The organism is Lysinibacillus sp. A4, from assembly GCF_024919535.1.
GTDB lineage: Bacteria > Bacillota > Bacilli > Bacillales_A > Planococcaceae > Lysinibacillus > Lysinibacillus capsici.
In genome coordinates, this window is sequence record NZ_JANWTB010000011.1 from 1 (window position 1) to 24944 (window position 24944).

At 34.6% G+C, this 24944-nt stretch carries 23 protein-coding genes and 1 pseudogene; 10 read left to right on the forward strand and 14 right to left on the reverse strand.

Annotated elements, in window-relative coordinates:
• Window positions 1-253 (reverse strand): annotated as a pseudogene (locus tag NY607_RS19125) (L-glutamate gamma-semialdehyde dehydrogenase); the annotation flags it as partial.
• Between the two features lie 180 nt (window positions 254-433).
• On the opposite strand from NY607_RS19125, the gene NY607_RS19130 reads away from it, so the two are divergent.
• Window positions 434-1771 (forward strand): AAA-type ATPase lid domain-containing protein, encoded by a 1338-nt coding sequence (locus tag NY607_RS19130; protein ID WP_259420175.1) that lies wholly within the window; start codon window positions 434-436, stop codon window positions 1769-1771.
• A gap of 60 nt (window positions 1772-1831) precedes the next feature.
• On the opposite strand, the gene NY607_RS19135 is transcribed toward NY607_RS19130, so the two are convergent.
• Window positions 1832-2806 carry a proline dehydrogenase family protein gene (locus NY607_RS19135; protein ID WP_036074906.1) on the reverse strand — a complete coding sequence of 325 codons (975 nt, stop codon included), beginning with the start codon at window positions 2804-2806 and terminating at the stop codon, window positions 1832-1834.
• Window positions 2807-3376: 570 nt separating this feature from the next.
• On the opposite strand from NY607_RS19135, the gene NY607_RS19140 reads away from it, so the two are divergent.
• On the forward strand, window positions 3377-3976 hold the full coding sequence (locus NY607_RS19140) for a TetR/AcrR family transcriptional regulator (RefSeq protein WP_131520827.1): 600 nt from the start codon (window positions 3377-3379) through the stop codon (window positions 3974-3976).
• Window positions 3977-4014: 38 nt separating this feature from the next.
• Here NY607_RS19140 and NY607_RS19145 read toward each other — a convergent pair whose 3' ends face one another.
• Window positions 4015-5382 (reverse strand): S41 family peptidase, encoded by a 1368-nt coding sequence (locus tag NY607_RS19145; protein ID WP_259420176.1) that lies wholly within the window; start codon window positions 5380-5382, stop codon window positions 4015-4017.
• A gap of 180 nt (window positions 5383-5562) precedes the next feature.
• The gene (gene brnQ, locus NY607_RS19150; RefSeq protein ID WP_131520829.1) at window positions 5563-6882 is read right to left on the reverse strand and encodes a branched-chain amino acid transport system II carrier protein; all 1320 of its coding nucleotides are present in this window, start codon (window positions 6880-6882) and stop codon (window positions 5563-5565) included.
• A 250-nt stretch (window positions 6883-7132) separates the two neighbouring features.
• On the opposite strand from brnQ, the gene NY607_RS19155 reads away from it, so the two are divergent.
• The gene (locus tag NY607_RS19155; RefSeq protein ID WP_131520830.1) at window positions 7133-8026 is read left to right on the forward strand and encodes a C40 family peptidase; all 894 of its coding nucleotides are present in this window, start codon (window positions 7133-7135) and stop codon (window positions 8024-8026) included.
• Between the two features lie 83 nt (window positions 8027-8109).
• Here NY607_RS19155 and NY607_RS19160 read toward each other — a convergent pair whose 3' ends face one another.
• Together NY607_RS19160 and secA2 are read right to left on the reverse strand one after the other, a co-directional pair.
• A complete protein-coding gene (locus NY607_RS19160; protein ID WP_259420177.1) occupies window positions 8110-9009 on the reverse strand; it encodes an accessory Sec system S-layer assembly protein in 900 nt (299 codons plus the stop codon).
• A complete protein-coding gene (gene secA2 / locus NY607_RS19165) occupies window positions 9009-11372 on the reverse strand; it encodes an accessory Sec system translocase SecA2 (RefSeq protein ID WP_259420178.1) in 2364 nt (787 codons plus the stop codon). Before secA2 ends, NY607_RS19160 begins: the two co-directional genes overlap by 1 nt.
• Before the next feature lie 225 nt (window positions 11373-11597).
• Between secA2 and NY607_RS19170 the strand changes: the two genes are divergently transcribed.
• The 3 genes from NY607_RS19170 (at window position 11598) to NY607_RS19180 (ending at window position 14607) form a co-directional block, all read left to right on the forward strand.
• Window positions 11598-12665: a glycosyltransferase family 4 protein gene (locus tag NY607_RS19170; RefSeq protein ID WP_131520833.1), complete on the forward strand. Its 1068-nt coding sequence runs from the start codon at window positions 11598-11600 to the stop codon at window positions 12663-12665.
• Window positions 12666-13098: 433 nt separating this feature from the next.
• Window positions 13099-13572: a hypothetical protein gene (locus NY607_RS19175; RefSeq protein WP_004230904.1), complete on the forward strand. Its 474-nt coding sequence runs from the start codon at window positions 13099-13101 to the stop codon at window positions 13570-13572.
• Window positions 13573-13734: 162 nt separating this feature from the next.
• Window positions 13735-14607, forward strand: coding sequence for a hypothetical protein (locus NY607_RS19180; protein ID WP_259420179.1), 873 nt, complete (start codon window positions 13735-13737; stop codon window positions 14605-14607).
• A gap of 204 nt (window positions 14608-14811) precedes the next feature.
• On the opposite strand, the gene NY607_RS24365 is transcribed toward NY607_RS19180, so the two are convergent.
• From NY607_RS24365 to NY607_RS19215, 8 genes are all read right to left on the reverse strand, one after another.
• The gene (locus NY607_RS24365; RefSeq protein WP_131520845.1) at window positions 14812-14874 is read right to left on the reverse strand and encodes a hypothetical protein; all 63 of its coding nucleotides are present in this window, start codon (window positions 14872-14874) and stop codon (window positions 14812-14814) included.
• Between the two features lie 172 nt (window positions 14875-15046).
• A complete protein-coding gene (locus tag NY607_RS19185; RefSeq protein WP_131520834.1) occupies window positions 15047-15250 on the reverse strand; it encodes a hypothetical protein in 204 nt (67 codons plus the stop codon).
• Between the two features lie 120 nt (window positions 15251-15370).
• Entirely contained in the window at window positions 15371-16114 is a 744-nt protein-coding gene (locus NY607_RS19190) for a LytR/AlgR family response regulator transcription factor (RefSeq protein ID WP_259420180.1), read from the reverse strand.
• 4 nt (window positions 16115-16118) lie between these two features.
• Entirely contained in the window at window positions 16119-17228 is a 1110-nt protein-coding gene (locus NY607_RS19195) for a sensor histidine kinase (RefSeq protein ID WP_259420181.1), read from the reverse strand.
• Between the two features lie 185 nt (window positions 17229-17413).
• On the reverse strand, window positions 17414-17560 hold the full coding sequence (locus NY607_RS19200; RefSeq protein WP_193767357.1) for a hypothetical protein: 147 nt from the start codon (window positions 17558-17560) through the stop codon (window positions 17414-17416).
• Window positions 17557-18159 (reverse strand): accessory gene regulator ArgB-like protein, encoded by a 603-nt coding sequence (locus tag NY607_RS19205; protein WP_259420182.1) that lies wholly within the window; start codon window positions 18157-18159, stop codon window positions 17557-17559. Before NY607_RS19205 ends, NY607_RS19200 begins: the two co-directional genes overlap by 4 nt.
• A 472-nt stretch (window positions 18160-18631) precedes the next feature.
• Window positions 18632-19690, reverse strand: coding sequence for an LCP family protein (locus NY607_RS19210; RefSeq protein ID WP_259420183.1), 1059 nt, complete (start codon window positions 19688-19690; stop codon window positions 18632-18634).
• A 147-nt stretch (window positions 19691-19837) separates the two neighbouring features.
• Window positions 19838-20473 (reverse strand): YigZ family protein, encoded by a 636-nt coding sequence (locus tag NY607_RS19215; RefSeq protein ID WP_131520838.1) that lies wholly within the window; start codon window positions 20471-20473, stop codon window positions 19838-19840.
• 165 nt (window positions 20474-20638) lie between these two features.
• Here NY607_RS19215 and NY607_RS19220 point away from each other — a divergent pair, with 165 nt between their 5' ends.
• From NY607_RS19220 to NY607_RS19235, 4 genes are all read left to right on the forward strand, one after another.
• Window positions 20639-21787 carry a sensor histidine kinase gene (locus NY607_RS19220; RefSeq protein ID WP_259420184.1) on the forward strand — a complete coding sequence of 383 codons (1149 nt, stop codon included), beginning with the start codon at window positions 20639-20641 and terminating at the stop codon, window positions 21785-21787.
• Between the two features lie 35 nt (window positions 21788-21822).
• A complete protein-coding gene (locus tag NY607_RS19225) occupies window positions 21823-22497 on the forward strand; it encodes a response regulator transcription factor (protein ID WP_131520840.1) in 675 nt (224 codons plus the stop codon).
• A gap of 285 nt (window positions 22498-22782) precedes the next feature.
• Window positions 22783-23328, forward strand: a complete 546-nt coding sequence (locus tag NY607_RS19230) for a DUF3225 domain-containing protein (RefSeq protein WP_004227588.1) — start codon at window positions 22783-22785, stop codon at window positions 23326-23328.
• Between the two features lie 753 nt (window positions 23329-24081).
• On the forward strand, window positions 24082-24924 hold the full coding sequence (locus NY607_RS19235) for a DegV family protein (RefSeq protein ID WP_131522742.1): 843 nt from the start codon (window positions 24082-24084) through the stop codon (window positions 24922-24924).
• The last annotated feature ends 20 nt before the right edge of the window (window positions 24925-24944 follow it).

Genomic DNA, 24944 nt, shown 5'->3' on the forward strand with positions numbered 1-24944 from the left:
ATGTTTCATCTGCCGCTTGCATCGCTTTTTCAGCTAAATCTTTGCTTGCTTTCGAAACGCGACCAATGACTTCTGTTTTCTTTGCAGGATTGTACGAAACGATTTTATCTTCTGTTGTAATGCGCTCGCCACCAATAATTAGTGGGTAGTCTTGACCTAAGTAACCTTCAACTTTATTTAAAGCCTCTACATAAGCATTGTAGTTTGCCTCTTGTGAAAAATCTGTGAATGGTTCGTGTTTGTATGGAATCATGTCAGTTTCCTCCCAGGTATAAGTAGTGCCAAATGATTATGCACCTTTTTAGATTGTGTTAATTATATAATGCAATATAATTTGGCATTAATCAACTCAAACTTTTAAAACTTTTTTAATTTTTGCATCTGCTTTTCATATTGGTGTTAGAATAAGCTTAATGGAATACAGGAGGACAAAATGGATAACAATGTACTACTAAGTATTTATAAATACGTCATTGAAAAAGGCGATATGGGAATTTGTGTGGTAGACACAGAGGGCAAATTGCTTATATACAATAAAAAAATGAGAGAATTAGAAGGCGTTAATGAGGATGAATTTGAGGAGAGGCGAGCCTTAGAGATTATTGATTTTGAAATCGAAAAAAGCGATATTTATAAGGTCCTCAGCTCTGAAACGCCAGTGCACAATATAAAAAAAACGTATTGGAATAAAAAAAATCAAGAAGTGACCTACATAAGCAATATTTATCCGTTGCACTATGAAGGCTCTTTAATAGGCGCTGTGGAATTTGCCCGAGATATTACACAGCTTGAATACATGATGTATCAGCCATTGAGAAGGTATGGCGCTCCATTGACATTTGACATCATCACGGCTGTATCACCAGTCATGAAGGATGTCATTGAAAAAGCAAAAATTGTGGCACTAAGTAGAATGCCTGTTGTGTTAATAGGGGAATCAGGTACTGGGATTGATATGGTTGCAGAGGGAATACATCATGATCTAAAGGTACAAAATGATATGTTTATTGCTTTAATTTGCCGTCGAGATGAGAAAACGGTATTAAAGCAATTTGAAAAATATATTGTGGAAAAGGAGAAAATAACCTTCTTTGCTGAGCGCATTGAATATTTATCTCTAGAAGCACAAGAAAAGATTGTTGAACTTTTTAATAATCATCCTAATCATCAGCATGTTTTAATTGCTAGTGTTGGCAAAGATCCAATTGATTTGATTCAAAAGCATGAGCTATCCAAAAAGCTTTACAGACTTTTTTCGGGTATTACGATTTATGTACCTCCTTTACGAGAAAGAAAAGAAGATATTATGCCTTTTATCGATGATTATTTCAAAAGACATCGTGATAGCTTTGGCTCATCTATTCACGGGCTTTCAGAAGAAGTGCGAGATACCTTTTTAAAATATGATTGGCCAGGAAATTTAAAGGAATTAGAAGTACTGCTGGATGAAATAACCTCATTGATCACCAATGAGACGATAGTTGAATCACATATGCTGCCAGTGCATTTCAAATGGAAAATCCAAAGCTCTTGTGAGGAGACGGAAAAAGAGGTTTCTACGAGTGACTTGTTTGTCATTAAAAATCAACAGGATATTCGACCATTAGATGTCTATATGAAAGAGGTAGAGGAGTACTATATTTCAAAGGCATTGGATTTTCATCAAGGCAATATCTCCAAAACAGCTGCTGCCTTAGGGATTCGTCGACAAAGTTTACAGTATCGAGTTAAAAACTATAAGCTCAATAAAAAAAGCGAAAACAATGATTAACAATGTTTTCGCTTTTTGGATAGGTTCCTGAAACTGATGGATAGCTTCATGCTTGTATAATTATTTTCCTTTTTTCGAAAGGCGACCAAGCGCAAATGCTGCTGCTCCTAAGCCGATTGCCATGTTCGTTTTTTTGTTAAACACTTGTTTTGTCACAAGTGCTACATTTTGTGGACGCTCAGCTAAACGGCGCATAAAGTAACCGTACCAATCATTACCGAATGGTAGGTATGTGCAGAAATTATAGCCCTCACGAGCAAGGTCTAGCTGCATTTCTTTACGGAAACCATATAGCATTTGGAATTCGAATTTTTCATTTGGAATATTGTGTTGTTTCACAAATTGTTTTACATGGTTGATCACATTATGGTCGTGTGTTGCAATCGAAGTAAATTTACCATGTAGCAAATGATATTCAATTAGTTTTAAGTAATTATGGTCAATATCAGTTTTAGATTGATAAGCCACATTCTCAGGTTCTTTATAAGCGCCTTTTACAATACGTAAGCGGAAGTTTTTATATTTCTCAATATTTTCCTCTGATTCGAAGAAGTAAGCTTGAATAACTGTCCCTACGTTATCATACTCTTTGTGTAATTCCTCTAATAACTCAAAAGAGCTATGTAAACGCTCGTAGTTTTCCATATCAAAATTCACGAAAATATTATATTGATGTGCAAGAGCTACGATTTCTTTTAAGTTTTCATAGCAAAATGCGTAATCAATATCTAAACCCAGTTGTGAAGGTTTAAGAGAGATGTGTGCATCAAGCTGTTCATCATGAATTGCTTGTACAACAGCTAAAATATTATTTTTGGCAGCAGTTGCCTCTGATTTTTCGTAGACGAACTCGCCTAGATTATCGACTGTACAAGAAATATTGGCCTTGTTTAATTCTTTAATCGATTGCACAACTTCTGGTAGACTTGTGCCAGCAACAACACTTTGTGCACCCATTTTTAAACCATATTTTTGTGCAGCGCTGTTTAATAATTTGTTCTCTGATAAGTAAATGAAAAAGTCACGTAATACCATCATATGCCTCCAAAAATGAAAAATTTAAATTCTTGGCGATTATAACACTTTTTTTGAAAAGTAAAATAGTTTGATTTTCAGAAAAAATATTTTTCAAAGTCAGTTAGTGAGATAAACTATTGCAGTCATTGACTTTTTCATAAAAAAATTTAAATTAAAAAATTTTTTTCAAAAAAAGAGGACTTTTCAAAATAGTAGATTTGCTTTATGTTGATTAGTATATGTCTAAATTTGCGCATATGTATAATATTTTGATAGTGGGTTACTTGAATGGCAAGATAGTATTTAGACTTAAAATATAGAATTATTAGTTTTTTGATATAATTTATTGGTGGGTATTCTTAGAAGTGATTCTTAGATATCCACTTTTTCATTTTTCAATTTAAATATCATATTAATAGTAGTTTATAGTAAAAAAAAACAGGGTGTATTATAATAAAATGGTATATAATCAAGATTAAATTATGTACGTTTTGTGAATTTATAGTTACTTTTGATTTAGAATAGTGTGTCTATATAAGCAATACAAAAGGGAAAATGACTACTCTAAACTAAGATAAGGTGGAAAGTATGGCAAGAGGCAGAAAAGTTAATTCAAATGGCGAACAAAGTAAACAACTATTACTTGAAAAAGCGATAGAGCTATTTTCTGATAAAGGTTATCATCACACAAAAATTAGTGACATTGTAAAGGCTGCCAATGTAACTCAGCCTACCTTTTATCTCTATTTTAAAAGCAAGGATGCCCTTTATAACGATTTGAATGCGCAATTTCAAAGCGGATTCTTGGCAGTAATGAATAGTAAGTCAACTGACATTATTGAATATGGATTACAGGGTTTTATCACGCTCTTAGAGCAAAAGTTATTGAACTTGTTCGTATACATAATTGAAAATCCTGAATTAACAAAAATAGGTTTTATTGAATCCAAGCAAGCACATTTGGTAAAAAACCAAATGACACAGCAATTGATCCACCTTATTTATCTGCATGATTGTGACAAAGATCTACAATTGTATAGTGTGGATATAAAAATCATGATCGATAGTTTAGTAGGCTCAGTAGAAAGACTCATCATCACGAATTTATTAGAAGAAAAAAGGTTACCTGCAGAACTTGCGAATGATATTGTACAATTATATTTTTGGAAAACCAAAAAAGTGATATAAAAAACTGTCATCGATACTTATTATCGATGACAGTTTTTTTAATTGCTTATTTTTATATGCTGATAGTAGCCTTTTTGATCTTTGCTCTTTGGGTGAATAAGTAGCATATATTCCTGATCCGCTAATAAAGCACTCTTAGGTGTAACAGTTATTGAACGCTCTTCAATTTTAACTGCTACGGGTACTTCATTAGCTCCTAGAGCAGCCAGTTGAATGTTGCTCTTAGCGATTTGTGAAGTAAGCCCTGTAGGAATTTTCACAGTAAATTTTTGTGTGTCAGCTATTTTTTTTACTGTGGAAAGTTGTTTATATTTAGGATATTTCTCCTTCAATGCATCATAATGTGCCTGGAAAATAGGTGCTGTTGTGGTTGGAACATTTGGCTTAACGCCTACTTCATGAATAGTATGACCCGCAGGACCCGTAAATTTACCAACTGTAAGCTTTAAATAGCTTCCATCCTGTAATGTGTAAAAGCCTTGCATAGCACCTTTCCCATAGGTGGTTTCTCCATATAAAATAGCAGCCTTCTGGTCTTTCAATGATGCGGAAAGCATTTCAGAAGCACTGGCACTATAGCGGTTTACAAGGATACGGGTATCTTTAGGAAACTTTGTATCTTGTTGAACTGCTGGGATGGTATAAGAGTTATGCGCTTCTTCTAATAAATACGCCACTTTAGCAGATTGGAATAATCCTGTTAGTTCTTCAGCTGTTGTCACATAACCTCCACCATTATTTTGTAAATCTAAGATGAACGATGTTGCACCCCGTTTTTTTAAGTCTATCAGTGCATTTTTAACAAGCTGTGCACCATCCTCTGAAAAGGAAGCCAACGAAATATAGCCCACATTCCCAAATAGCAGGTCAGTTTGTACATTCGGTAATGTGAATGTTTTACGTGTAATAGTTTTGGTAGTGTTTGAACCGTCACTATTCTTTAATGTAATTTCCACCTTAGTCCCTTCATTACCGATTAAAAGGGAAGAGGCCTCTTGTGTAGAACGCCCGATAATGGATTCACCATTAACGCCAATTATGATATCTCCAGCCTGAACACCAGCCTCAAATGCGCCACTGCCTTCGATTACTTGTAAAATATGAATTCCATCTTCGCGTTCTTCAATCACCACACCTATACCTATAGTAGCTAGGTTGATGCTATTCATATAATTTTCAAATTCTTGTTTAGTGAAGTAGGTTGAGTAAGGATCAAGCATACTCATGATTTCAGAGATGGATGTAGCCTTCTCTAAGTTTCCATTAATTGTTCCAACGTAAGTATCTTTCACAATCTCCTTAATTTCCTTGATAAGCTGTTGATCATTTTCAGCAGCGTGAGTAGTTGTAAAAGGGAGAAGGAAGAAGCCTAGAACAAATACGAATGACCATAATAACTTTTTCATTGGACACCTCTTTTCTAGAACTCAAAATAGAATGTATCCTTATTAGGTATTAAATGGATGGTTACATTATGCAATTGAGTATCTATTTTTTATTATACATGAAGCCATCGCTATAGTGGTGGACTTATATGAGATAGAAAAAGATCTACTTGTCGCTATGGGCAAGTAGATTCTTGTAAATTATTTTTTTATCAATTTATGAATAATAATACCAATTGATGCACCAACAATAGCTGGTAAAAGCCAGCCTAAATTTTGTTCATACATTGGCAATGCTTTTAGGATAGTTTCATAAGGTGTAATTTCAACTTTCATTTGTTTTAAGCCATCATATAGACTGACAAGGAAAGTTGGAACGAGCGCTAAAATATAAACAATTTGTCCACCTTTAAAGAAATGATCTGCTAGTGACAAGACCATCAATACCATAGCTAAAGGATAAATAATTAATAGTACAGGTAGTGATGCACTAATTATTGTTGAAAGTCCCACATTTGTAATAGCTGTACTAAAAATAGTGAAGACAACTAAAAACGTTTTATATGAAATTTGAGGGAATAGCTTATGGAAAAATTGTGCATTAGCAGTTAATAAACCAACAGCTGTGGATATACAAGCTAGTAAAATAGTCGCAGACAAAATAATACTTCCAAGATTTCCAAAGAGCACCTCAGCTGATTTTGCAATAATATTTCCGCCATTATCAGAAATACCGATTGCATTGATACTTGTATTACCAATATGCCCTAGAGAGATATAGACAAAGGATAAACCTATTGCAGCAACGACCCCCGCAAAAATCGTTGTTTTAACTTGTTTTCTTGTATCTTTCATACCCATATCACGCAAGGCCTGTAAAATGACGATACCAAAAACAAGAGCACTTAGAACGTCCATCGTTAAGTAACCTTGTACAAATCCTTCAGCTAAAGGTGACACTTTATAGTTTCCTACAGCTTCTCCTGGTTCTCCCATAGGAGAAATAAAACTTTTAACAGCAAGCAATAAAATAACGAAAAGTAGGGCAGGTGTCAAAATTTTTCCTACTCGATCAACGAGCTTCGAAGGATTAATAGATAAATAGAGAATTAACGTGAAAAACAAAATAGATGTGATAAAAAGTGGTGCCCAATGATCCCTCATACCTTCAGAGAGAAACGGAGCAATGCCTATTTCGTAGGACACAGATCCTGTTCGTGGTACAGCAAAGAACGGTCCAATTGCTAAGTAAACAATGGAGGTGAAAATCACCCCAAAAGCAGGACTAACACGGTTAGCAAGCAGTTGTAAATCGCCTCCTGCTTTGGCAACAGCAACAATCGCTAACAGTGGTAGACCAACACCTGTTATCAGGAAACCAATCATGGCTACAGTGACGTTTTCACCTGCTTGTTGGCCTAATAATGGTGGGAAAATAATATTACCAGCACCCAAGAACAAGGCAAATAGTAGTAATCCTACTGCTAAATTTCCTTTGATGAAATGCAAGATGTTTTTCATAAGTATATTAACTCCTTTAAGATTGAAAAGATAAAACTTTCTAAAAATTTTAAATACAGAAATGTATGTTATCATAGGAGCACTAATCTTGCAATGAAAACAGTATTTCAATATAGTCGGATTTCGTCGTATTCTATAAGTTTCCTATAATGTTTGAAAAATAGTCAGTTTTTCCGATTTTTCATGCAATAATTATCTAGTATGATAGACACACAAGAGAATATTCTAGCACGAACGGAGGCACTTTGGTATGCAAAAGACAAAAAAATGGAGAATTCTTGTTCTAAGTACTTTAGCAACTTCATTTTTAGCATTACAAACAGCAGAAGCAGCAACATATACTGTACAAAAAGGAGATACTTTAACGAAAATCGCTCAAAATCATCAAGTCACGATTGGGGATATTATGAAGTGGAATAATCTATCGAAAGATACGATTTATGTAGCTCAAAAGCTTGAGATTCCAAAACAATCATCGAATGAGGAAGTAAAGCCTTCCACTCCATCAACATCTGGAAAACCAGCAGCAAGTTCTCATACAGTAGCTAAAGGTGACACATTATCAAAAATCGCAAAGCTATATAATGTGACAATTAAGGAGATAATGGATTGGAATAAGCTTGAAAAAGACACAATTTTTGTTGGGCAAGTGTTGAAGCTTTCTCCAGGCGCAGTAATACCCGATGGCGGTACTATACATAATAATGTGACTTCAGGTACGGGCACTCCGTCAAAAGTAACTGCGAAAGACCCTACAGCTAATGGACAAGCGATTTATAACAAAACAGTGGAAGTTGCCAATACATTGGTTGGAACACCCTATCTATATGGTGGAAATACACCTGTAGGGCTTGATTGCAGTGGTTTTATTTTTTATGCCTTTAATCAAGGTGGTTTAAAAATAGGAAGAGCAAGCAGTGAGGGCTATTTTTACGGGAATACTACCCATGTAGAAAATCCAGTACCTGGCGATTTAGTGTTCTTTGAGAATACGTATAAAGAAGGTATTTCTCATATGGGAATATATCTCGGTGATAATAAATTCATTCATGCAGGTACAGATGGTGTAGAAGTTTCGGATGTTACGTACTCTTACTGGTCTTCTAAATTAGTAGCCTACAAACGTTTTGATAGCGTGAAATAAAAAGTAGCGATTTTTGTCTAGGCAAAAATCGCTTTTAATTTTAGTAAAACCCCCTTCTCTTTTTTAGGAGAAGGGGTTTTAGGTTATTGTGTTACACGTGCTGTCCAACGAGAGAGGTCAGCGTCTTTAGCATTCACAAGTTCTGCTGGGAAAATAAACGTCCAAGGCTTTGTAGAGTTTGGTTGAACAGTTAAAATTGGATTCATTTTAAATGAACCTTTTGCAATTTGTTTTCCTGTTGCATCAATAATTTCTAACGGTAATTGCTCTAAATTGATTGCTTTCTTATGCCCATTGCGGATAAAAATGGTTGCATTTAAATTACCATTTTCAGCTAGTTTTGCCTGTAAACCAGTGAAGTTTACCTCTGTTTCGCCTAACTCTGGTAAAGTTTTGACGATTTTCGCAAGCTCTTCTTTTTGTGCTTCTGGTAATTGTTCTTCCCATGATGGATCTAATTCTAATTGATGACCACGAAGGGAAACTAGGTTAAAGGCAATTTTCCAACCATCTTCTGGCACTTCATCTGCCTTAATTGTAGCATTTTCAAACTCAAACACCCATGGACGGGCACTTTCTGCTGGAATTGTACCTAGTGCTTTAAAATCGAATTTTTTAGATGCTACAAGCTCATCGTTTTTATCTAAGATGAAAAGCTCAATTTCACCTAGTTCAATTGCTTGGGGTAAGGATGAACGGAAAAATGCACGAACAAGCCATTTACGAGTGAGTATGTCTTCTTCAATACTAATAGAAGATAGTGATAATTGATTTGGTTTCAATGGTTCTAGCTCATTCGCTAGGAAGTTAAAAATGTATTTTTGTTCTTGTGGCACATCCCACTCAGGATGGAATGATAATTTTGTTTCTACATCACGATTATCACCCGTGTTTTTTGCAGTATTTCCTAATAAATCTTTTGAATCAATTGTGTTTTCCTGAACAACTTTATCAGTTTTTTTAAAGAATGAAAATAAGCCCATTATTGTGCCTCCTGTTGTGCCTCAACTGTTTTCATGAAGCCTGTAATTTCAATGATTATTGAACGACGTAATTCCTGGAAGTTTTTACCGAATAATTCAAGTCCTTCACGTTGGTAAATACGCATTGGATCTTCTTGCTGATAGTGACGTAAACCGATTCCTTCTTTTAAATGACTCATTGCCTCTAGATGCTTTACCCAACCACTATCAATATGGCTAAGCATGATTTGAGGAAGTACTTCCATTACTCTTTCGTTTTCAGCAAATTTCTCCATATGACTTAACAGTTCTTGTTCAGAAGGCTGAACATCCATTAAAATTTGCTTTACTTTTCCAACTTCGCGATCGATTGTAACGGGTGTGATGAACAGGGAGTTAAGTGCGTACTCCATTTGATCATAATCCCAATCAATAGAAGATACATCTTCAGGTGCAGCGTCATGAACAGCAAATTCAACGGTTTCACGAAGCATTTTTTTTAGCTCACCCATCAAGTCTTCACCAGCTAAAATTTTGTCGCGTAAGCCATAAAGAACCGCACGCTGGTCATTAATGACATCGTCTAGCTTTAAGTTGTATTCACGCATGCTGTACTGTGAACCTTCAACAATACGCTGTGTACGGTCTATAAGCTCTTGTACCTCTTTATTTTGAATAATGCCCTTATCATCTACAATCATTTTTGCAGAGAATTTTTCTACTTCTTCTTTTGCGTAGCGTCGGAACATATCATCTTCAATAGAGAGAATGAAGCGGCTTTCACCTATATCACCTTGACGACCTGAACGTCCACGTAACTGATTGTCTACACGGCGACTTTCATGTTTTTCAGTCCCGATTACATATAAACCTCCAAGTTCATGGACATCATCACCTAGCATGATATCTGTACCACGACCAGCCATGTTTGTCGCTACAGTAATACGACCCTTTTGACCTGCCTGTGAAATAAGTTCAACTTCTTGTTCAACTGTTTTTGCATTAAGTAATTGGAATGTTAATTTTTCCTTTTTCAGATAGTCAGCTACAGTTTCAGACTGTAATATCGATGTTGTTCCAATAAGAATTGGCTGGCCTTTTTCGTGGCGCTTTTTCACCTCAGCTGCAACATACTTATATTTTGCTTCTTGTGTGCTAAAAATAATATCAGGCTGATCAACACGTTGACGTGGACGGTTTGTTGGAATTTGGATAACTTCCATGCCGTACACTTCGCGAATTTCCTTTTCCTGAGTTTTCGCTGTACCTGTCATCCCAGAAAGCTTAGGATACATACGGAAATAGTTTTGAATAGTAATTTGCGCTTGGGATTTATTTTCATCCGTAATGGCTACGCCTTCTTTAGCTTCAATTGCTTGATGTAAGCCATCAGAAAGTGAACGACCTTCTAAAATACGACCAGTAAACATGTCAACAAGCTCAATTTTGTCTTCTTTTACAATGTAATCAACATCGCGCTTAAACATAACATGTGCACGCACAGCTTGGATTACATAATGGAAAAGTGTTTGATGCTCTAAGTCATACAGATTGTCTACATTGAAGGCTGCTTCAACCTTTTCTATTCCTTTATCTGTAAGAGAAGTAGCCTTTGTTTCTTCATCGAAATCATAATCTTCGTCTGCTTTAAAGCGTTTTGCTAACATAGCAGCAATACGATGCAATTCATCGTTAGAAGGCATTTTACCTGCGATAATTAACGGTGTTTTTGCTTCATCGATTAATACACTATCCACTTCATCAATAATAGCAAAGTGATAAGGACGCTGTACTTTATCTGCTAAGCTATAAGCCATATTGTCACGTAAATAGTCGAAGCCAAACTCAGTACCCACACCGTATGTAATATCTGCATTGTAGGCTTCTTTCTTTTCACCAGGTTCCATCATCGGTACATTTAAACCGACAGTTAAGCCAAGGAAACGATGGATTTGACCGACTAGCTCATAGTCACGTTTCGCTAGGTAATCATTAACTGTAATGACATGAACACCTTTACCTTCTAATGCACGCACATAAGAGGGGAGAGAAGCAACAAGTGTTTTACCTTCACCAGTAGGCATTTCAGCAATATTACCTTCTGTTAATACTAGACCACCGATAAGCTGCACATCAAAATGACGCATTCCTAATACACGCTTTGAGGCTTCGCGTACTACAGCAAATGCGTCTGGGATGATCGATGTAATAGGCTCACCTTGTTCTAATTGATCTTTGAAAATAAAAGTCATTTCTCGTAATTCGGCATCTGACTTGTTAACATATTTTTCTTCAAGATTGTTAATTTGATCTACTATTTTGTAGTAGCGTTTTAATTGACGAGCACTAGTTTGCTCTTTATTACTTTTGAAAATTGAGAACATGAAATATACGCTCCTTTAAAGTTGTCTACATGCTAGACACTCCATTATTCTATCAAATTTTGCGAATGGTGACTACATTTGACTGTATAGGAATCTATTAATGCTAAAATGTACAAAATATTTGTGAAATCGTGGAAAATGTTTAGAAAAAGTATATTTCAATGCTTGTTCATGCTATAATCAATTTGGATTTCAATGTAGATTATTTATTTGAGGAGGAGAGACATGCTTTACGTGTCTTTAATAGCAGCATTTGTTGCATCCATTTTGTTAACTCCATTAGTGAAACGTTTAGCGTTTAGAATAGGTGCAGTCGACGCACCAAACTATCGAAAAGTACATGCTCGAATTATGCCAAGACTTGGTGGTTTAGCCATTTTCCTTGCCTTTATTATTGGCGTGACGATTTTATACTCATTTTTAGTTCATACAAAACATGGTAGTAACGAGGCTTTATTAGCTATCATTATTGGTGCTTGTATAATCGTTATCACGGGTGTTATTGATGATATGCGTGAGATTTCTGCGAAAGCAAAAATGCTTGGTCAACTAGTTGCAGCACTGATTGTTGTTTTTGTAGGCGGTATTGAAATTGAAATGGTTAATCTACCGTTCTTAGGTACATTAGACTTTGGGTTACTGAGTATTCCATTAACGATTATCTGGATCATCGGTATTACAAATGCCATTAATTTAATTGATGGCTTAGATGGTTTAGCGGCAGGTGTTTCTACGATTGCGCTGATAACAATAGCTGTCATGGCGTTTATTTTGAGCAATGTGTTTGTTTTAGCGTTAGCAGCCATTTTAGCTGTAGCTTCACTTGGTTTCTTATTTTATAATTTCCACCCTGCCAAAATTTTCATGGGTGATACAGGAGCATTGTTCCTTGGATTTATGATTTCCGTGTTAGCGTTACTTGGTTTCAAAAATATTACATTCGTAGCTTTAATCATCCCAATTATTATTCTTGGTGTTCCGATTTCTGATACATTCTTTGCGATTGTTCGTCGTGTTCGCATGAAGAAGAAATGGTCTGACCCAGATAAATCCCATTTACACCATCGATTACTCGATATGGGCTTTACACATCGACAAACAGTTCTAATTATTTACGGAATTGCAGTAATGTTTGGATTAGCAGCTATCATTTTCTCTATGGCAAAGGTTTGGGGAGCTATATTACTTGTAGCGGTCATCCTAACAGCTATTGAAATCTTTGTAGAGGTCATCGGATTGGCTGGTAAAAACTATAAACCATTATTAAATTTTGTACGGATATTTAGTAAATAAAATATAAGCAATCATACAATTTGTATGATTGCTTTTTTGTATTTATAAATAGCGTGGATATAAGGATTTTATCAAATTGAAAACCCTGAACTATATATGAAATGTTCATTTATCATTTCGTTAGAGTTAGAGATTCTTATTAATATTGCTTAGTTAATGTTATTTATCCATATTCAATAATAGACAAGTTACTAAATTAAACCCAGTTAATAATAAGTACAAAAATACTTATATATGTTTAAAACTAGTAATATGATAATTTCAAATTTCTTTAAAGTGTTTTTCATTCATAATGAATGCGGATAGGATTAAAAAAATCGCAGTTAAGAGAAGAACACCCTTTTTTTTCTATAAATGTTAAAATATTTGTAGTTCTATAATGTTATAGGATGAATGAAAAAATGAAATTGAGAGAAAAGAAAGGAAGATTAGAATGAAGAAAAAAAGTATTTTACGTAGCATGGCAGCTAGCATGGCAGTTGCGGGAATGATGTTTGCTAGTATTCCAGCTTTGGCTGCTGAATCGCCAGAATCGCCAGAATTGCCAAAGTCAATTACTATTGATGGCAAAGAGTATGTCATGGATGAGACAGCAGGTGGTGGAAGCGATACGGCAACACATGACAATAGTATGAGTAAGGTTCAAACTTTTGCTTCTTATAAACTTTTGGGTAGTGACGTTGGGTTATATATTAATCAAAATAACCATGGTGGTGATCATTATGCGTATGGCTGGGTAAGAACAACAGCGCCAACTTTCACAGCTCGAGCTGAAATTTGGTCCAATGGGAAGGTTAACACTACAGGTCCAAATAAGTTAAATTCAGGTGATATCGCCTATGCATTTTCTAATCAAGCTATAGGTCTGGTTCCAAATGCGACACCTCGTATTTTCTATGCTTGGTAATAAATGGTAAATTTATTGTTACGCTTAGTAAAACCTATTTATTTCATTATAGGAATGATGCTACTTGTTATGTTGATAGCATGTAGCAAAACAGATGAAGTTAGTGTATCAGATATACAACAAACTCAGACCGAAACAGTTGTACCGGAAGAATCCCAAACTATGACACTTGAACCTCCGACATTTGAAGATTACAAGGATTACATAAATTATATCTCTGGCATACCTGCATTTGAACCGTACTATAAAACCGTTTTTGCTTTTGAAGAGGTTTCCGGTGGTATAACAAATGTTCCAATTGATGAGGTAAAGGCTATGTATGAGGAAATGAAATCAACTTTTGATTATATTCATGTGGCCGAATATCCCTTAATTTATAGGGGGTATTATGGACGCAATACAAGTTTTGTGGATGGATATGATCAGAATCAAACTTCTAATGCTGAGATGGTGACTTCAAACCTAATTAATGTTGTGAAGCAAGATAGGGAAGGCAATGAAATTTTAACGACACCACTAAAGACGGTTCTATTAAGTGAAAGCATTTTCGATCGCTTCGATGACAGTATTGATGAGGGAAGAAACCTTCGGACGTCTGATTTTACGCTTACGGCACCGAGTGAGCCAATTAGTGTTGTATTGGGAAGTGCATATAAGGATATTTATGAACTCGGCGATACGTTTTCCTTGGAAATGATTTCTGAAGTAATGAATTTTCAAGTCGTTGGTTTTTATAAGGCAGGCGTTGGTTTTTCAAATGATGTTGGGGCATTCCATCATGTGAATTTTGATCATACTATAGTTATGCCACATTTTATACCAGAGTACGAACCTGTTGGTGAAGCAGCTGTATTTCAACATGCATTCCACCTCGGTGAATTGCTATCAGGTTATATTCGAATTCCAGAATCAATTGATAAAATTAATGATGTTACCTATGATCATACAGTTGATTTAATGGAAGAGATAGCGGAGAGGAATAATCTCTCTGGTCACTATAAAATTGCAAATTGGCCGGTGGGATTTGTTTGGTAAGACAGAAAAAATGGCTATATCAGTATTAAAAAATTATTTGTAACTGGACTGAAAAAAACGAAGGTTAATGGTATAACTGTATTTGTTATAGCTAGTTCCGAATCAAATTCATTTTTATGTAACCCATAAAAAACTGCGAATAAATTTGGGACTAATCCCTTTATATAAGACAGGATGAACCGGCAACTGGTTGTTTAATTTCGTTTATATTCGAATATAGTTATAATAATTTATATAATCTTTGACGTTTTGTTCTACGATGGCTATTGTAGTACGCTTTCAATTTTCTAAGTAGAACGTTTCAGACATTAATGCAGAAATGAAACGATTTGATTGAGGCATTATCAGCCGGTGTACCTTTACAGGACATGCTGATAATGCCTTTCCCTTTTAGGCTTATTGGTAACGATAGATGTGTATACCGAGCATTAATACTAGGCTACGTACAACCTTCAGGCAAATGATTTAGTTGGGTTAATGTATGCAACACGAAAATCGTATCATGGTGCTCACCAATTGAATAAGCGTTAATCTCACCATTATATAAATCTTGAATACTTGAAAGGTCCGTTGTCGCAAAGTCACGATTGAATAAATTCATGGCGATATAGTAGGGTTGTCTTGTTTGTTTATGTTTTTTCACTTTCTCATAAAAAAGCACCTCCTAATTGAAGTTTAAGTTTTTAATCCCAAATTCAATCCAAGATGCTTTTTTATTTGTATTATTTTATTGGGATCAGTCCCGTTACTATTTAGAGGTTTTTTATAGGACGCGTATATGAGTATTTCTTTTTATGTTTTTTGAATACCTATATGAAACTAAACATTCATGTCCATTATTCATTAGTAGAGATCCACTTTTAGGAGTAAATTCTTTTACATATTCAATATTAATTAAATAGCTATTATGACATCTACAGAATCTACTATCAAGTTTTTCCAATTCCTTTAATTTACCATAGAATTCATAAATTCCGTTTTTTGTATGTAATTTTATTTTATGGGCTACTGAAGCTGTTTCAAAATAATAAATATCTTCAAACTTAATATTTTTAATGCTATCACCAATCTTGATTTGTATGATGTTAGCAGTTTGGGTTTTACCTAAACTTAGGTACCGTTTATAAGCAGTATCTAGAGCTTCAGTAATATTTTTAGATAGAATAGCCTTATCTATTGATTTAACAATATAATCCATAGCAGCTATTTTATATTTAAAGGTCAGTTTTAGTTTATTGGCAAATGCAGTAATAAAAATAATATTAGCAAGTGGATTTTTTTCTCTAATTAATCTAGCTAACTCTAAACCATTCATATCACCTTCTAACTCGATGTCTAAGAAGTAACAATCTCCTTGAGTATGACTAGTATAATTAATAACATCTTCTGCGTTGGAAGCTATTAAGGCAATTTCAATACTAGGTAAATGAAAACTTGCATACGTTTTTATCTCATTTTGAATAAATTGACGCTGAGAATAGTCGTCTTCACAAATGATAACTCTCATTAAATCACTTCCTATTTGTTAATTCGAGTTCCTGAATAAATCTATTATTTTCTAATCTTGTATTTAAAAAAAGGTTCGGATAACCTTTTTTTATATCTAAAACATTTTTTAAACCGTAGCCCCGATTACCACCTTTTGTGGAAAAGCCTTCTTGAAAAATTTTACTAATATCAACTTCTCCATTGAAGGAGTTTTCAAGGACAAATATACAACTATTTGGTGTTTGTAAAAATACGATATTAATTTCTGGTTCATTGGATTTTTCACTAGCTTCTATTGCATTATCAATTAAAATACCTAAAATTCTAGAAAAATCTATTATATCCATTGAAATATCTTTGATTTTATCCGGAATTTCAATCTGGACATTGATATCCTTTTCTGTCGATAAAATAAGTTTTGTCGTTAGTAGCCCTTTTAGCTCAATAATTTCTAAATTGCTAAAGTCTTTCATCATCAAGTTTTTTTTTAATGTTTCTTTTTCCACTTTTATAATTTTATGATTAAAGTAATTTTTTAGTTGTTCCATATCTTCGTTTGCAATATAACTAGATATCGTTGTTAGAATGTTTAAATAATCATGTCTAAACATTTGCATATCACTATTAACTTTTTCTAAAGATTTCATGTAATCGTTGAATTGGGAATGTTTTATTTTTTGGTATTTTAATCGGCTTTTTTCTTTATTATTTTTAATTAGAAACATTGATACTACGAAAATGATAATTAAATAACTTAATTGAATAATTAAATTAATTTTGGTTAATTGCTGTTCTTCAAATGTACTAGGTACAAAAATATTTAAGTAAAGGACAATAATAGTTATACAAGATAATAAGGAAAGGAATACCTTCGAAATAGTTGCTAGAGATGTATATTGATTATTTGTATAAAATTTATGTACAAAAAATTGTAATAGATAAAACAGAATTAGATAAAAGCAAATGAAAATTAATAATTGCAAGTAGTCATTATTTATAGCACTTGTACCTGATATAATTTGGGCTAAATGGTCTGATACCATCCCAATAAATATAATTTCAGTAAAGTCTAAACAAATTTTAAAAAAGCTAGAATTGAGTAATAAAGCAATGAAACTTGTACAAAAAAACACGATTATAGCCATCCAGGGTACAAGAAATACATAGGTTATCACAGTCAATATACAAATACTTACACTAATTAAAAATGTAATTCTGCTAGGTTTTAATTTTTGCAAATAGAAAAGTGATATTCCAATAGTAAGAAACTCCAATAAAATTGTAAAAACAAGCTTTTCTTCGATTGGTCTTCCTCCTACTATTTGTTAAATTCATGCTGATTTCGTAAAGACTCAGGAACATCTAACTCATTAAATAAAAAAGTACAACCAAGGACTGTTGCTGAACTTGCAAATAAAATTACTAGACCTGATATTTTATTAAGAATTGTTTTTTTTATTTTCATTTTAGTTTACCTCCTGCTAGTTTTTGAAAAAGTACGAATACTGCTATTAAAGTAACCCCAAATGAAATAAAGTGCGTAATTGCATTTTTATAGAGTACAAAAATTATTGCCCAAATAATTAATAAACGAATGAGTAACTTCTTTCTTAAAAAAGTTTTATGGCGCTGATTATATACAGGCCTTTTCTTAGTTTCGGCTGGAGCAAATATAGCTAGAATTAGCGATGAGATTGCAGCTACTATTGTCATATATTCTTGAAAATAATTCATATTCTTGATGATGTAAACGCTAATTGGTAAAGTGATGATACTTGCAATTAAGCAAACGAGATTATTTTGAAAGTGAAATCCAAAACAAACTTGCCTTAAGAAATAAAAAACTAAATGTGCTACCAAAGTTGCTAAGAAACAATCTAACAGCATAGCGATTATATACACGATAATAAATTTCCAAAAATCATTCAGTATAATCCTGACACCGAATAAAATTTTCTCCCGTTCAACTTCAAAATGACTTTCTTGAATAAGTATATTTGTAATTCGTTTCTCTAAACTAGAAAAAATACATGCAGCCCCCTTTATAAATAACAAATAATTCAAATTATTACAATTTTTATATTACTAAATAAACTTCTAACAATCAATCTTATTTATAGTAATAAGTGGTAAAAATTTATGATGTTGATTAGTATAGTTTCACAATACGTTTGAAGAGTAGAGCTCTCTTATGGTTATTAGACAAGACAGAACAGTAAGGTTAATTTTAAGATTGGAAAATTAGCGGATAGTGAATATCACTAAACTTTCTTGTAGATGATAAGAAATTATAAATTATTTTGTTTGATTAATAATGAATTCACTTAGCTGCTGTTGGGCTTTGATCAGCAGTTAATTATGGGACTATAAAAACTGTCAAGAGGTGAGTATAAGAGGCAAATAGACGGATAGTACTATCTTGATGATGAAATAAGCGTTCTTAGAGTGACAGTTGTTAAAACATTGGAGTAGTGTCTAATAAGAGTTCATATAAAAAAAGCCTTTCCATGAATTAAAATGGAAAGGCTTTTTAGATTTATTGAGGTTGCTCATTCGTCGAAGATTCTTCGCTTATAGCATTTCTTTCAGTACGGTTACTAGTAAGACTTGATGAAGGTTCATTTAATCCAAGATGATTTATTAATATTTCTTTCACTTCATTAACAGATTCTTGATTTAATTGATAATAATATATCCCAGTTGATGTATCATTAGTACCATCTAATGTTAAAGTATCGATTCGTGGTACACCCTCTGATAAATAGGACAAGAAAGATTTCATTTCAGTAAATGTCATATTAGTCTTCATGTTATCACCAAGTGCCTTAATAACATCATCGTATTTTGTTATTGTCTTAACAGAGGCAACTTTTTTGATAATAGCTGAAAGAATTTCTTGTTGACGTTTACCGCGCTCAATATCATTATCTTGTTTACGTGTTCTTGCAAGTGCAAGTGCTTGGCTACCGTTTAACTGTTGTAAACCTGGTTGTAGGTTGATTGTATACTTGTCGAATTCATCTAATTCATGTAAAGCATAAGGTACTTCAGCTTCAATACCGCCTAATGCATCAACTACATCAATAAAAGCATTGAAATTCATACGTACATAATAGTCAATTGGAATATCTAATAATTTTTCAACAGTATCAATTGATGCCAGTGTGCCACCATATGCATGAGCATGGGTAATTTTATCTTTATAGCCTACTTCAGGAATATAAACGTATGAATCACGGGGTATGCTTAGCATTTTAATAGTTTGTGTTTTATTATTTAATGTAGCTAAAACGAGTGCATCGGAACGTGAATGGTCCGAACCCTGTCCTCGATTATCACTATCATCAACCCCGACAAATAAAATGGATACATTATCATGTACTGGCTCTACTTTTTCTTCGCGAAGTGTAGAAACTTCTCGGCCTTCTAATTCTTCATGTGCAGAATCGGCAGCATGCTCTACCTGTTTAGTCAGGTAAACAGCATAAGCCGTTACACAAATTACCAAGCTGGCAACTAATAGAAGTGTAACTTTTATAATTAATGAAGCTTTAGAAGACCTCTTTTTAGTCGGACTAACAGATCTTTTTTTCATAATAGATATATTCTCCTCTAATTATTGGGAATAATAATGCGATAAAGCTAACTTTTATTCAATTTTAACTAAGTAATTGTGTGGACAATAAAATAGCTTAACAAAAAAATTATACTATGCATATTTAGTTTCGACAATTAAAACTATTTAATTGACAATAAATTCTACAAATTGAGCATCTTCGAAAGTGATGGAAGCTTGTCCATTAGTCATTTCTGTTATCCAACTTCGGAACTGTTCCTCGTCCTCTTTTAGCACAGAAACAATGATTTCAACACCCTCCAAATAACGTATTTCCTCTAAAGAATAAGATGAACTTCTTATTTCATTTTCGACTTTTCCTAGCCATGTATAATCAATAGCTACTTTCATGAAATGATGCAATTTACGTTCAACTATCTGTGCAGCAATTAATCCCTCTGTAGTTGCTTTTCCATAAGCACGAATAAGGCCACCACCACCGAGCTTAATGCCTCCAAAATAGCGGGTCACAACAACGACCGTATCTTTTAACCCTTGTTTTTTTAAGACCTCTAACATAGGGACGCCTGCTGTACCACTAGGTTCCCCATCATCATTTGCCTTTTGAATATGATCATGCTCTCCAATAATATATGCGGAGCAGTTGTGTGTTGCATTATGATGCAATTTTTTTATACCATCTATAAAAGAAATTGCATCCTCTTCCGTTTCTGCACGTTCTATATAAGTGAGAAAGCGAGATTTGGAAATGACAATTTCGCTTTCACCATATCCTTTTACTGTTAAATAGTTTTCTCTCATTCGTATCAATCTCCTTTTAACTAGAGTTCTATTCTATAATTTTCATGAAGAAAAAGCATTAAATTTTAGCATGGTAATGCTATAATAGGTGTAGACTATGGAATATGTGATTTTAGTCTATTAAATTAGTAAGTAATCATAAGACATTAGACTGGGGAGTATACTATGTTTTCAAATGATACCTTCGATTTAAAGTCGCTTGATGACATTTTTAATCGAATGTTAGATACAATCATGAGCTCAAAGGATGATATCTTTATTATAAGTGAACAAAGCCGCAGAAGCTTTGAAGATATGCAAAAAGAGCTGGAAATTGTTCGAAAACAAATATCAATCGTAATTGATGATGGCGATGCATTGGAAAAAAGTACGCAGCTTGCTAAGCAACGACTTGTGCTAGTGAGTAAAGCTTTTGATAATTATACCGAAGAACAAGTTAGAGAAGCCTATGAAACTGCACATGATTTTCAAGTAAAGCTCTCCGTTATTAGAACACAAGAAAAACAGCTACGGGATAAAAGAGATGATCTAGAGAGAAGATTAAGAGGATTACTCGATACAATTGAACGTGCTGATCATATTGTTAATCAGGTAAATGTCGTTTTGAATTACTTAACTTCAGATTTAAGAAATGTTGGTTTAGCCCTTGAACAAGCAAAAATGAAGCAGGATTTTGGGATACGTATTATTGCAGCTCAAGAGGAAGAGCGTAAGCGTTTATCGAGAGAGATTCACGATGGACCTGCTCAAATGCTTGCAAATGTCCTTATGCGCACTGATTTAATAGATAGAACGTATCGTGAAAAAGGTATTGAAAAGGCTTTGGCTGAAATTGCCGATTTAAAGAAAACGGTACGTAATGCTTTATCTGAAGTGCGACGTATTATTTATGATCTACGACCAATGGCACTTGATGATTTGGGAATTATTCCGACATTAAAGAAGTATTTATCGACAGTGACTGAATATAATCCAGGTGTTGAAATTCATTTCCAATCGAGAAGTACAGAAAAACGTATACCTTCAAATTATGAAGTATCCATTTTCCGATTAGTACAAGAATGTGTAACCAATTCCATGAAGCATGGAAAGTGTAAAGACATTTGGGTAAAGCTTGAATGGTTAAAAGATGCCGTCAACATTGTTGTAAAAGATGATGGCATAGGCTTTGACCCACAAGTAGTAAAAGATCATTCCTTTGGGATTTTAGGAATGAAAGAACGTATTGAAATTTTAAATGGTACAATCACCATTACGAGTGAAATCAATCGAGGGACAACGGTGTTATTTAAAATACCGTTTGAAGTAGAATGATGTAACTGTCGCAGAAATCTAGGGGGTAAAGACAAATGACAAAGATTATTATTGTAGACGATCACCAGCTATTCCGCGAAGGAGTAAAACGCATTTTAGATTTTGAAGATACGTTTGATGTAGTAGCAGAAGGTGATGATGGTACAGATGTGGTTACGTTATATGCTGAAAACGAACCAGATGTTGTACTTATGGATATTAACATGCCAGGCAAAAATGGAGTGGAAGCAACGTCGGAGTTAATTACTGAATTTCCAGATGCAAAAGTGATTATGTTGTCTATACATGACGATGAAACATATGTTACGCATGCATTAAAATCAGGTGCTCTTGGTTATATGTTAAAAGAGATGGATGCAGATGAAATCGTTGAGGCGATTAAAGTTGTTGCCAACGGCGGTTCTTATTTACATCCAAAAGTAACGAAAAACCTAGTAGCAGAATTTAAGCGACTTTCAGAACATGAAAATAAAGGAAACTTCCATCAAACTGAAATTCGTCGTCCATTCCATTTGCTAACTAAGCGTGAATGTGAAGTATTACAATTATTAACAGATGGTCAATCCAACCGTACAATCGGTGAGACACTGTTTATCTCTGAGAAAACGGTTAAAAACCACGTATCAAGTATTCTACAAAAAATGAATGTGAATGACCGTACACAAGCAGTTGTAACAGCCATTAAAAATGGTTGGGTTGAAGTACGCTAATTGCTAAAACTGTTTTTAAAAGCTACTTTTTATTGAAGTAGTTTTTAAAACAGTTTTTTATTGTTTTTTGGTAATAATTTGTATTGGGCTAACTTGATGAAGAATAGGTCATTCACAATTTTGTAACATTACTATTCATTAGTATTAATATGATAACTAGCAATTCGTGCAACATTTTACAGCCTAATGCGTCATAAGGAAGATGTAGCACCTAAATGTTGAAAATGCACAACAAAATTCCTACGAAAGCATTTATATGCTACAATATGCGCGGGAGGTTTTTTGATGTTAAAGAAAAGTTTTCTAGCAGTTCTAATCTTATTAGTATTGACTGCCTGTGGTAATAAAGATGAGAAAATGAGTGATGAAGAACGAGATAAAGTAATAGAGGATGGTACAGTTGGCTTTGAAATGATGGGTGGAAACGTAGAAAAGGCTGATAATGTACCAGCGGAAGATGAAAAGGCGATTTTAGCATCTTTTGATGAGTATATTGCTGCATTAAATGCTGAAGAAATTGATCGTTATATGAATACAATCTCGAAAAACCCAAAAGGTTTTAAATACGATGAAGAAAAAACATATGCATCAGAAGTATTTGATCAATTTGATATTAAGCGTGAAGTAGAAAATGTAACAATTGCAAAGTATGAATCAGAAGAGGCGCAAGTTTTTGCCAACATGAAAATGCACTCACTTCAGCTTGAGACAAATGTCGAACATGAAAGTGCAGGACGTCAGGTAACAGTCTTTGTGAAAGAGGACAATGATTGGAAAGTGACGAGTGTCTTTTATATTGGCGATGACTCACAGTCAAGTACAGGAAATTAACAGAAGCTATCTTCATTCAACATAACAATTGAGTGAAGATATGCCTATTATACATAGACAATGAATGTGAAATGAAAGCTGCTTACTAGCACAACTCAAGAAGGGCGAGAACGGGAATCCGACGTTCGTCATTCATTTCACATTCATTTCTTTTTGTTTTCCGTCATTTATGCAAAAGCGCCAGTAAAAACAGGTTTGTCTGTGCGAAAGCAAAGCGCCAGCAACAACAAGGTTTGTCTGTGCGAAAGCGAAGCGCCAGCAACAACAAGGTTTTGTCTGTGCGAAAGCGAAGCGCCAGCAACAACAAGGTTTTGTCTGTGCGAAAGCGAAGCGCCAGCAACAACAGGTTTTGTCTGTGCGAAAGCGAAGCGCCAGCAACAACAGGTTTGTCTGTGCGAAAGCGAAGCGCCAGCAACAACAGGTTTGTCTGTGCGAAAGCGAAGCGCCAGCAACAACAGGTTTGTCTGTGCGAAAGCGAAGCGCCAGCAACAACAAGGTTTTGTCTGTGCGAAAGCGAAGCGTCAGCAACAACAAGGTTTTGTCTGTGCGAAAGCGAAGCGTCAGCAACAACAAGGTTTTGTCTGTGCGAAAGCGAAGCGTCAGCAACAACAGGTTTTGTCTGTGCGAAAGCGAAGCGCCAGCAACAACAAGATTTTGTCTGTGCGAAAGCGAAGCGCCAGCAACAACAACGAACAACAATTGCACCAAGTAGAAATAGATTGTAAACTAAGAATTATAGGAGAGTGGACATGGATGAGGACGGCAATCGTAACAGATAGTACTGCATATATTACAGCTGAGGAACGTGCACGCTTAAACATTCATATGATACCTTTAAGTGTTAATATCTCAGGTCAATTATTTGCAGAAGAAGTAGATATCACAGCATCTGAATTTTATGATAAGGTGCGTGGAGCTAAAGAATTTCCTAAAACAACACAGCCTCCAATTGGAGAATTTGTGGCTCTTTTTGAAGAGCTAGCAAAGGATTACGATGAGATAATTTCCATCCATTTATCGAGTGGTATTAGTGGAACATACCAAGGTGCAGTACAGGCTGGTGAAATGGTGGAAGGCATTAATGTTCATGCCTTTGACAGTGAAATATCCTGTGCGGTTCAGGGCTTTTACGTATTAAGAGCAGCGGAAATGGCGAAAGAGGGCCATTCAGCAAAAGACATACTTGCAGCATTAGCGGACATGCAGCAGTCTATTCGTGCTTACTTCATTGTAGACGACTTAGCACATTTACAGCGTGGTGGGCGTTTATCTTCTGCAGCTGCATTAATCGGTGGCTTATTACAAGTAAAGCCTGTTTTACATTTTGTGGATAAGGTAATTGTACCTTTCGAAAAAATCCGAACACGTAAAAAGGCATTAAAGCGTGCAGAAGAATTGCTAGCAGTGGATGCAAAAAAGTATGCAGCGATGGACGCTGTTGTCATTCACGGCAATTGCCCTGCTGAAGCCCAAGAATGGCTAGAGCAATTAGCCGAAACTTACCCAAACGTAAACTTTAAATTGAGCTATTTTGGTCCTGTTATTGGTACTCATTTAGGTGAAGGGTCGATGGGATTAGGATGGACAAAAAAATAACGAATTGTGAGAAGTCTCTA

What these genes read in the sequence shown, in the direction of transcription:
- NY607_RS19130 (WP_259420175.1), top strand. Translation starts at nt 434, where the DNA reads ATGGATAACAATGTACTACTAAGTATTTATAAATACGTCATTGAAAAA.
- NY607_RS19135 (WP_036074906.1), bottom strand. Translation starts at nt 2,806, where the DNA reads ATGGTATTACGTGACTTTTTCATTTACTTATCAGAGAACAAATTATTA.
- NY607_RS19140 (WP_131520827.1), top strand. Translation starts at nt 3,377, where the DNA reads ATGGCAAGAGGCAGAAAAGTTAATTCAAATGGCGAACAAAGTAAACAA.
- NY607_RS19145 (WP_259420176.1), bottom strand. Translation starts at nt 5,382, where the DNA reads ATGAAAAAGTTATTATGGTCATTCGTATTTGTTCTAGGCTTCTTCCTT.
- brnQ (WP_131520829.1), bottom strand. Translation starts at nt 6,882, where the DNA reads ATGAAAAACATCTTGCATTTCATCAAAGGAAATTTAGCAGTAGGATTA.
- NY607_RS19155 (WP_131520830.1), top strand. Translation starts at nt 7,133, where the DNA reads ATGCAAAAGACAAAAAAATGGAGAATTCTTGTTCTAAGTACTTTAGCA.
- NY607_RS19160 (WP_259420177.1), bottom strand. Translation starts at nt 9,009, where the DNA reads ATGGGCTTATTTTCATTCTTTAAAAAAACTGATAAAGTTGTTCAGGAA.
- secA2 (WP_259420178.1), bottom strand. Translation starts at nt 11,372, where the DNA reads ATGTTCTCAATTTTCAAAAGTAATAAAGAGCAAACTAGTGCTCGTCAA.
- NY607_RS19170 (WP_131520833.1), top strand. Translation starts at nt 11,598, where the DNA reads ATGCTTTACGTGTCTTTAATAGCAGCATTTGTTGCATCCATTTTGTTA.
- NY607_RS19175 (WP_004230904.1), top strand. Translation starts at nt 13,099, where the DNA reads ATGAAGAAAAAAAGTATTTTACGTAGCATGGCAGCTAGCATGGCAGTT.
- NY607_RS19180 (WP_259420179.1), top strand. Translation starts at nt 13,735, where the DNA reads ATGACACTTGAACCTCCGACATTTGAAGATTACAAGGATTACATAAAT.
- NY607_RS19190 (WP_259420180.1), bottom strand. Translation starts at nt 16,114, where the DNA reads ATGAGAGTTATCATTTGTGAAGACGACTATTCTCAGCGTCAATTTATT.
- NY607_RS19200 (WP_193767357.1), bottom strand. Translation starts at nt 17,560, where the DNA reads ATGAAAATAAAAAAAACAATTCTTAATAAAATATCAGGTCTAGTAATT.
- NY607_RS19210 (WP_259420183.1), bottom strand. Translation starts at nt 19,690, where the DNA reads ATGAAAAAAAGATCTGTTAGTCCGACTAAAAAGAGGTCTTCTAAAGCT.
- NY607_RS19215 (WP_131520838.1), bottom strand. Translation starts at nt 20,473, where the DNA reads ATGAGAGAAAACTATTTAACAGTAAAAGGATATGGTGAAAGCGAAATT.
- NY607_RS19220 (WP_259420184.1), top strand. Translation starts at nt 20,639, where the DNA reads ATGTTTTCAAATGATACCTTCGATTTAAAGTCGCTTGATGACATTTTT.
- NY607_RS19225 (WP_131520840.1), top strand. Translation starts at nt 21,823, where the DNA reads ATGACAAAGATTATTATTGTAGACGATCACCAGCTATTCCGCGAAGGA.
- NY607_RS19230 (WP_004227588.1), top strand. Translation starts at nt 22,783, where the DNA reads ATGTTAAAGAAAAGTTTTCTAGCAGTTCTAATCTTATTAGTATTGACT.
- NY607_RS19235 (WP_131522742.1), top strand. Translation starts at nt 24,082, where the DNA reads ATGAGGACGGCAATCGTAACAGATAGTACTGCATATATTACAGCTGAG.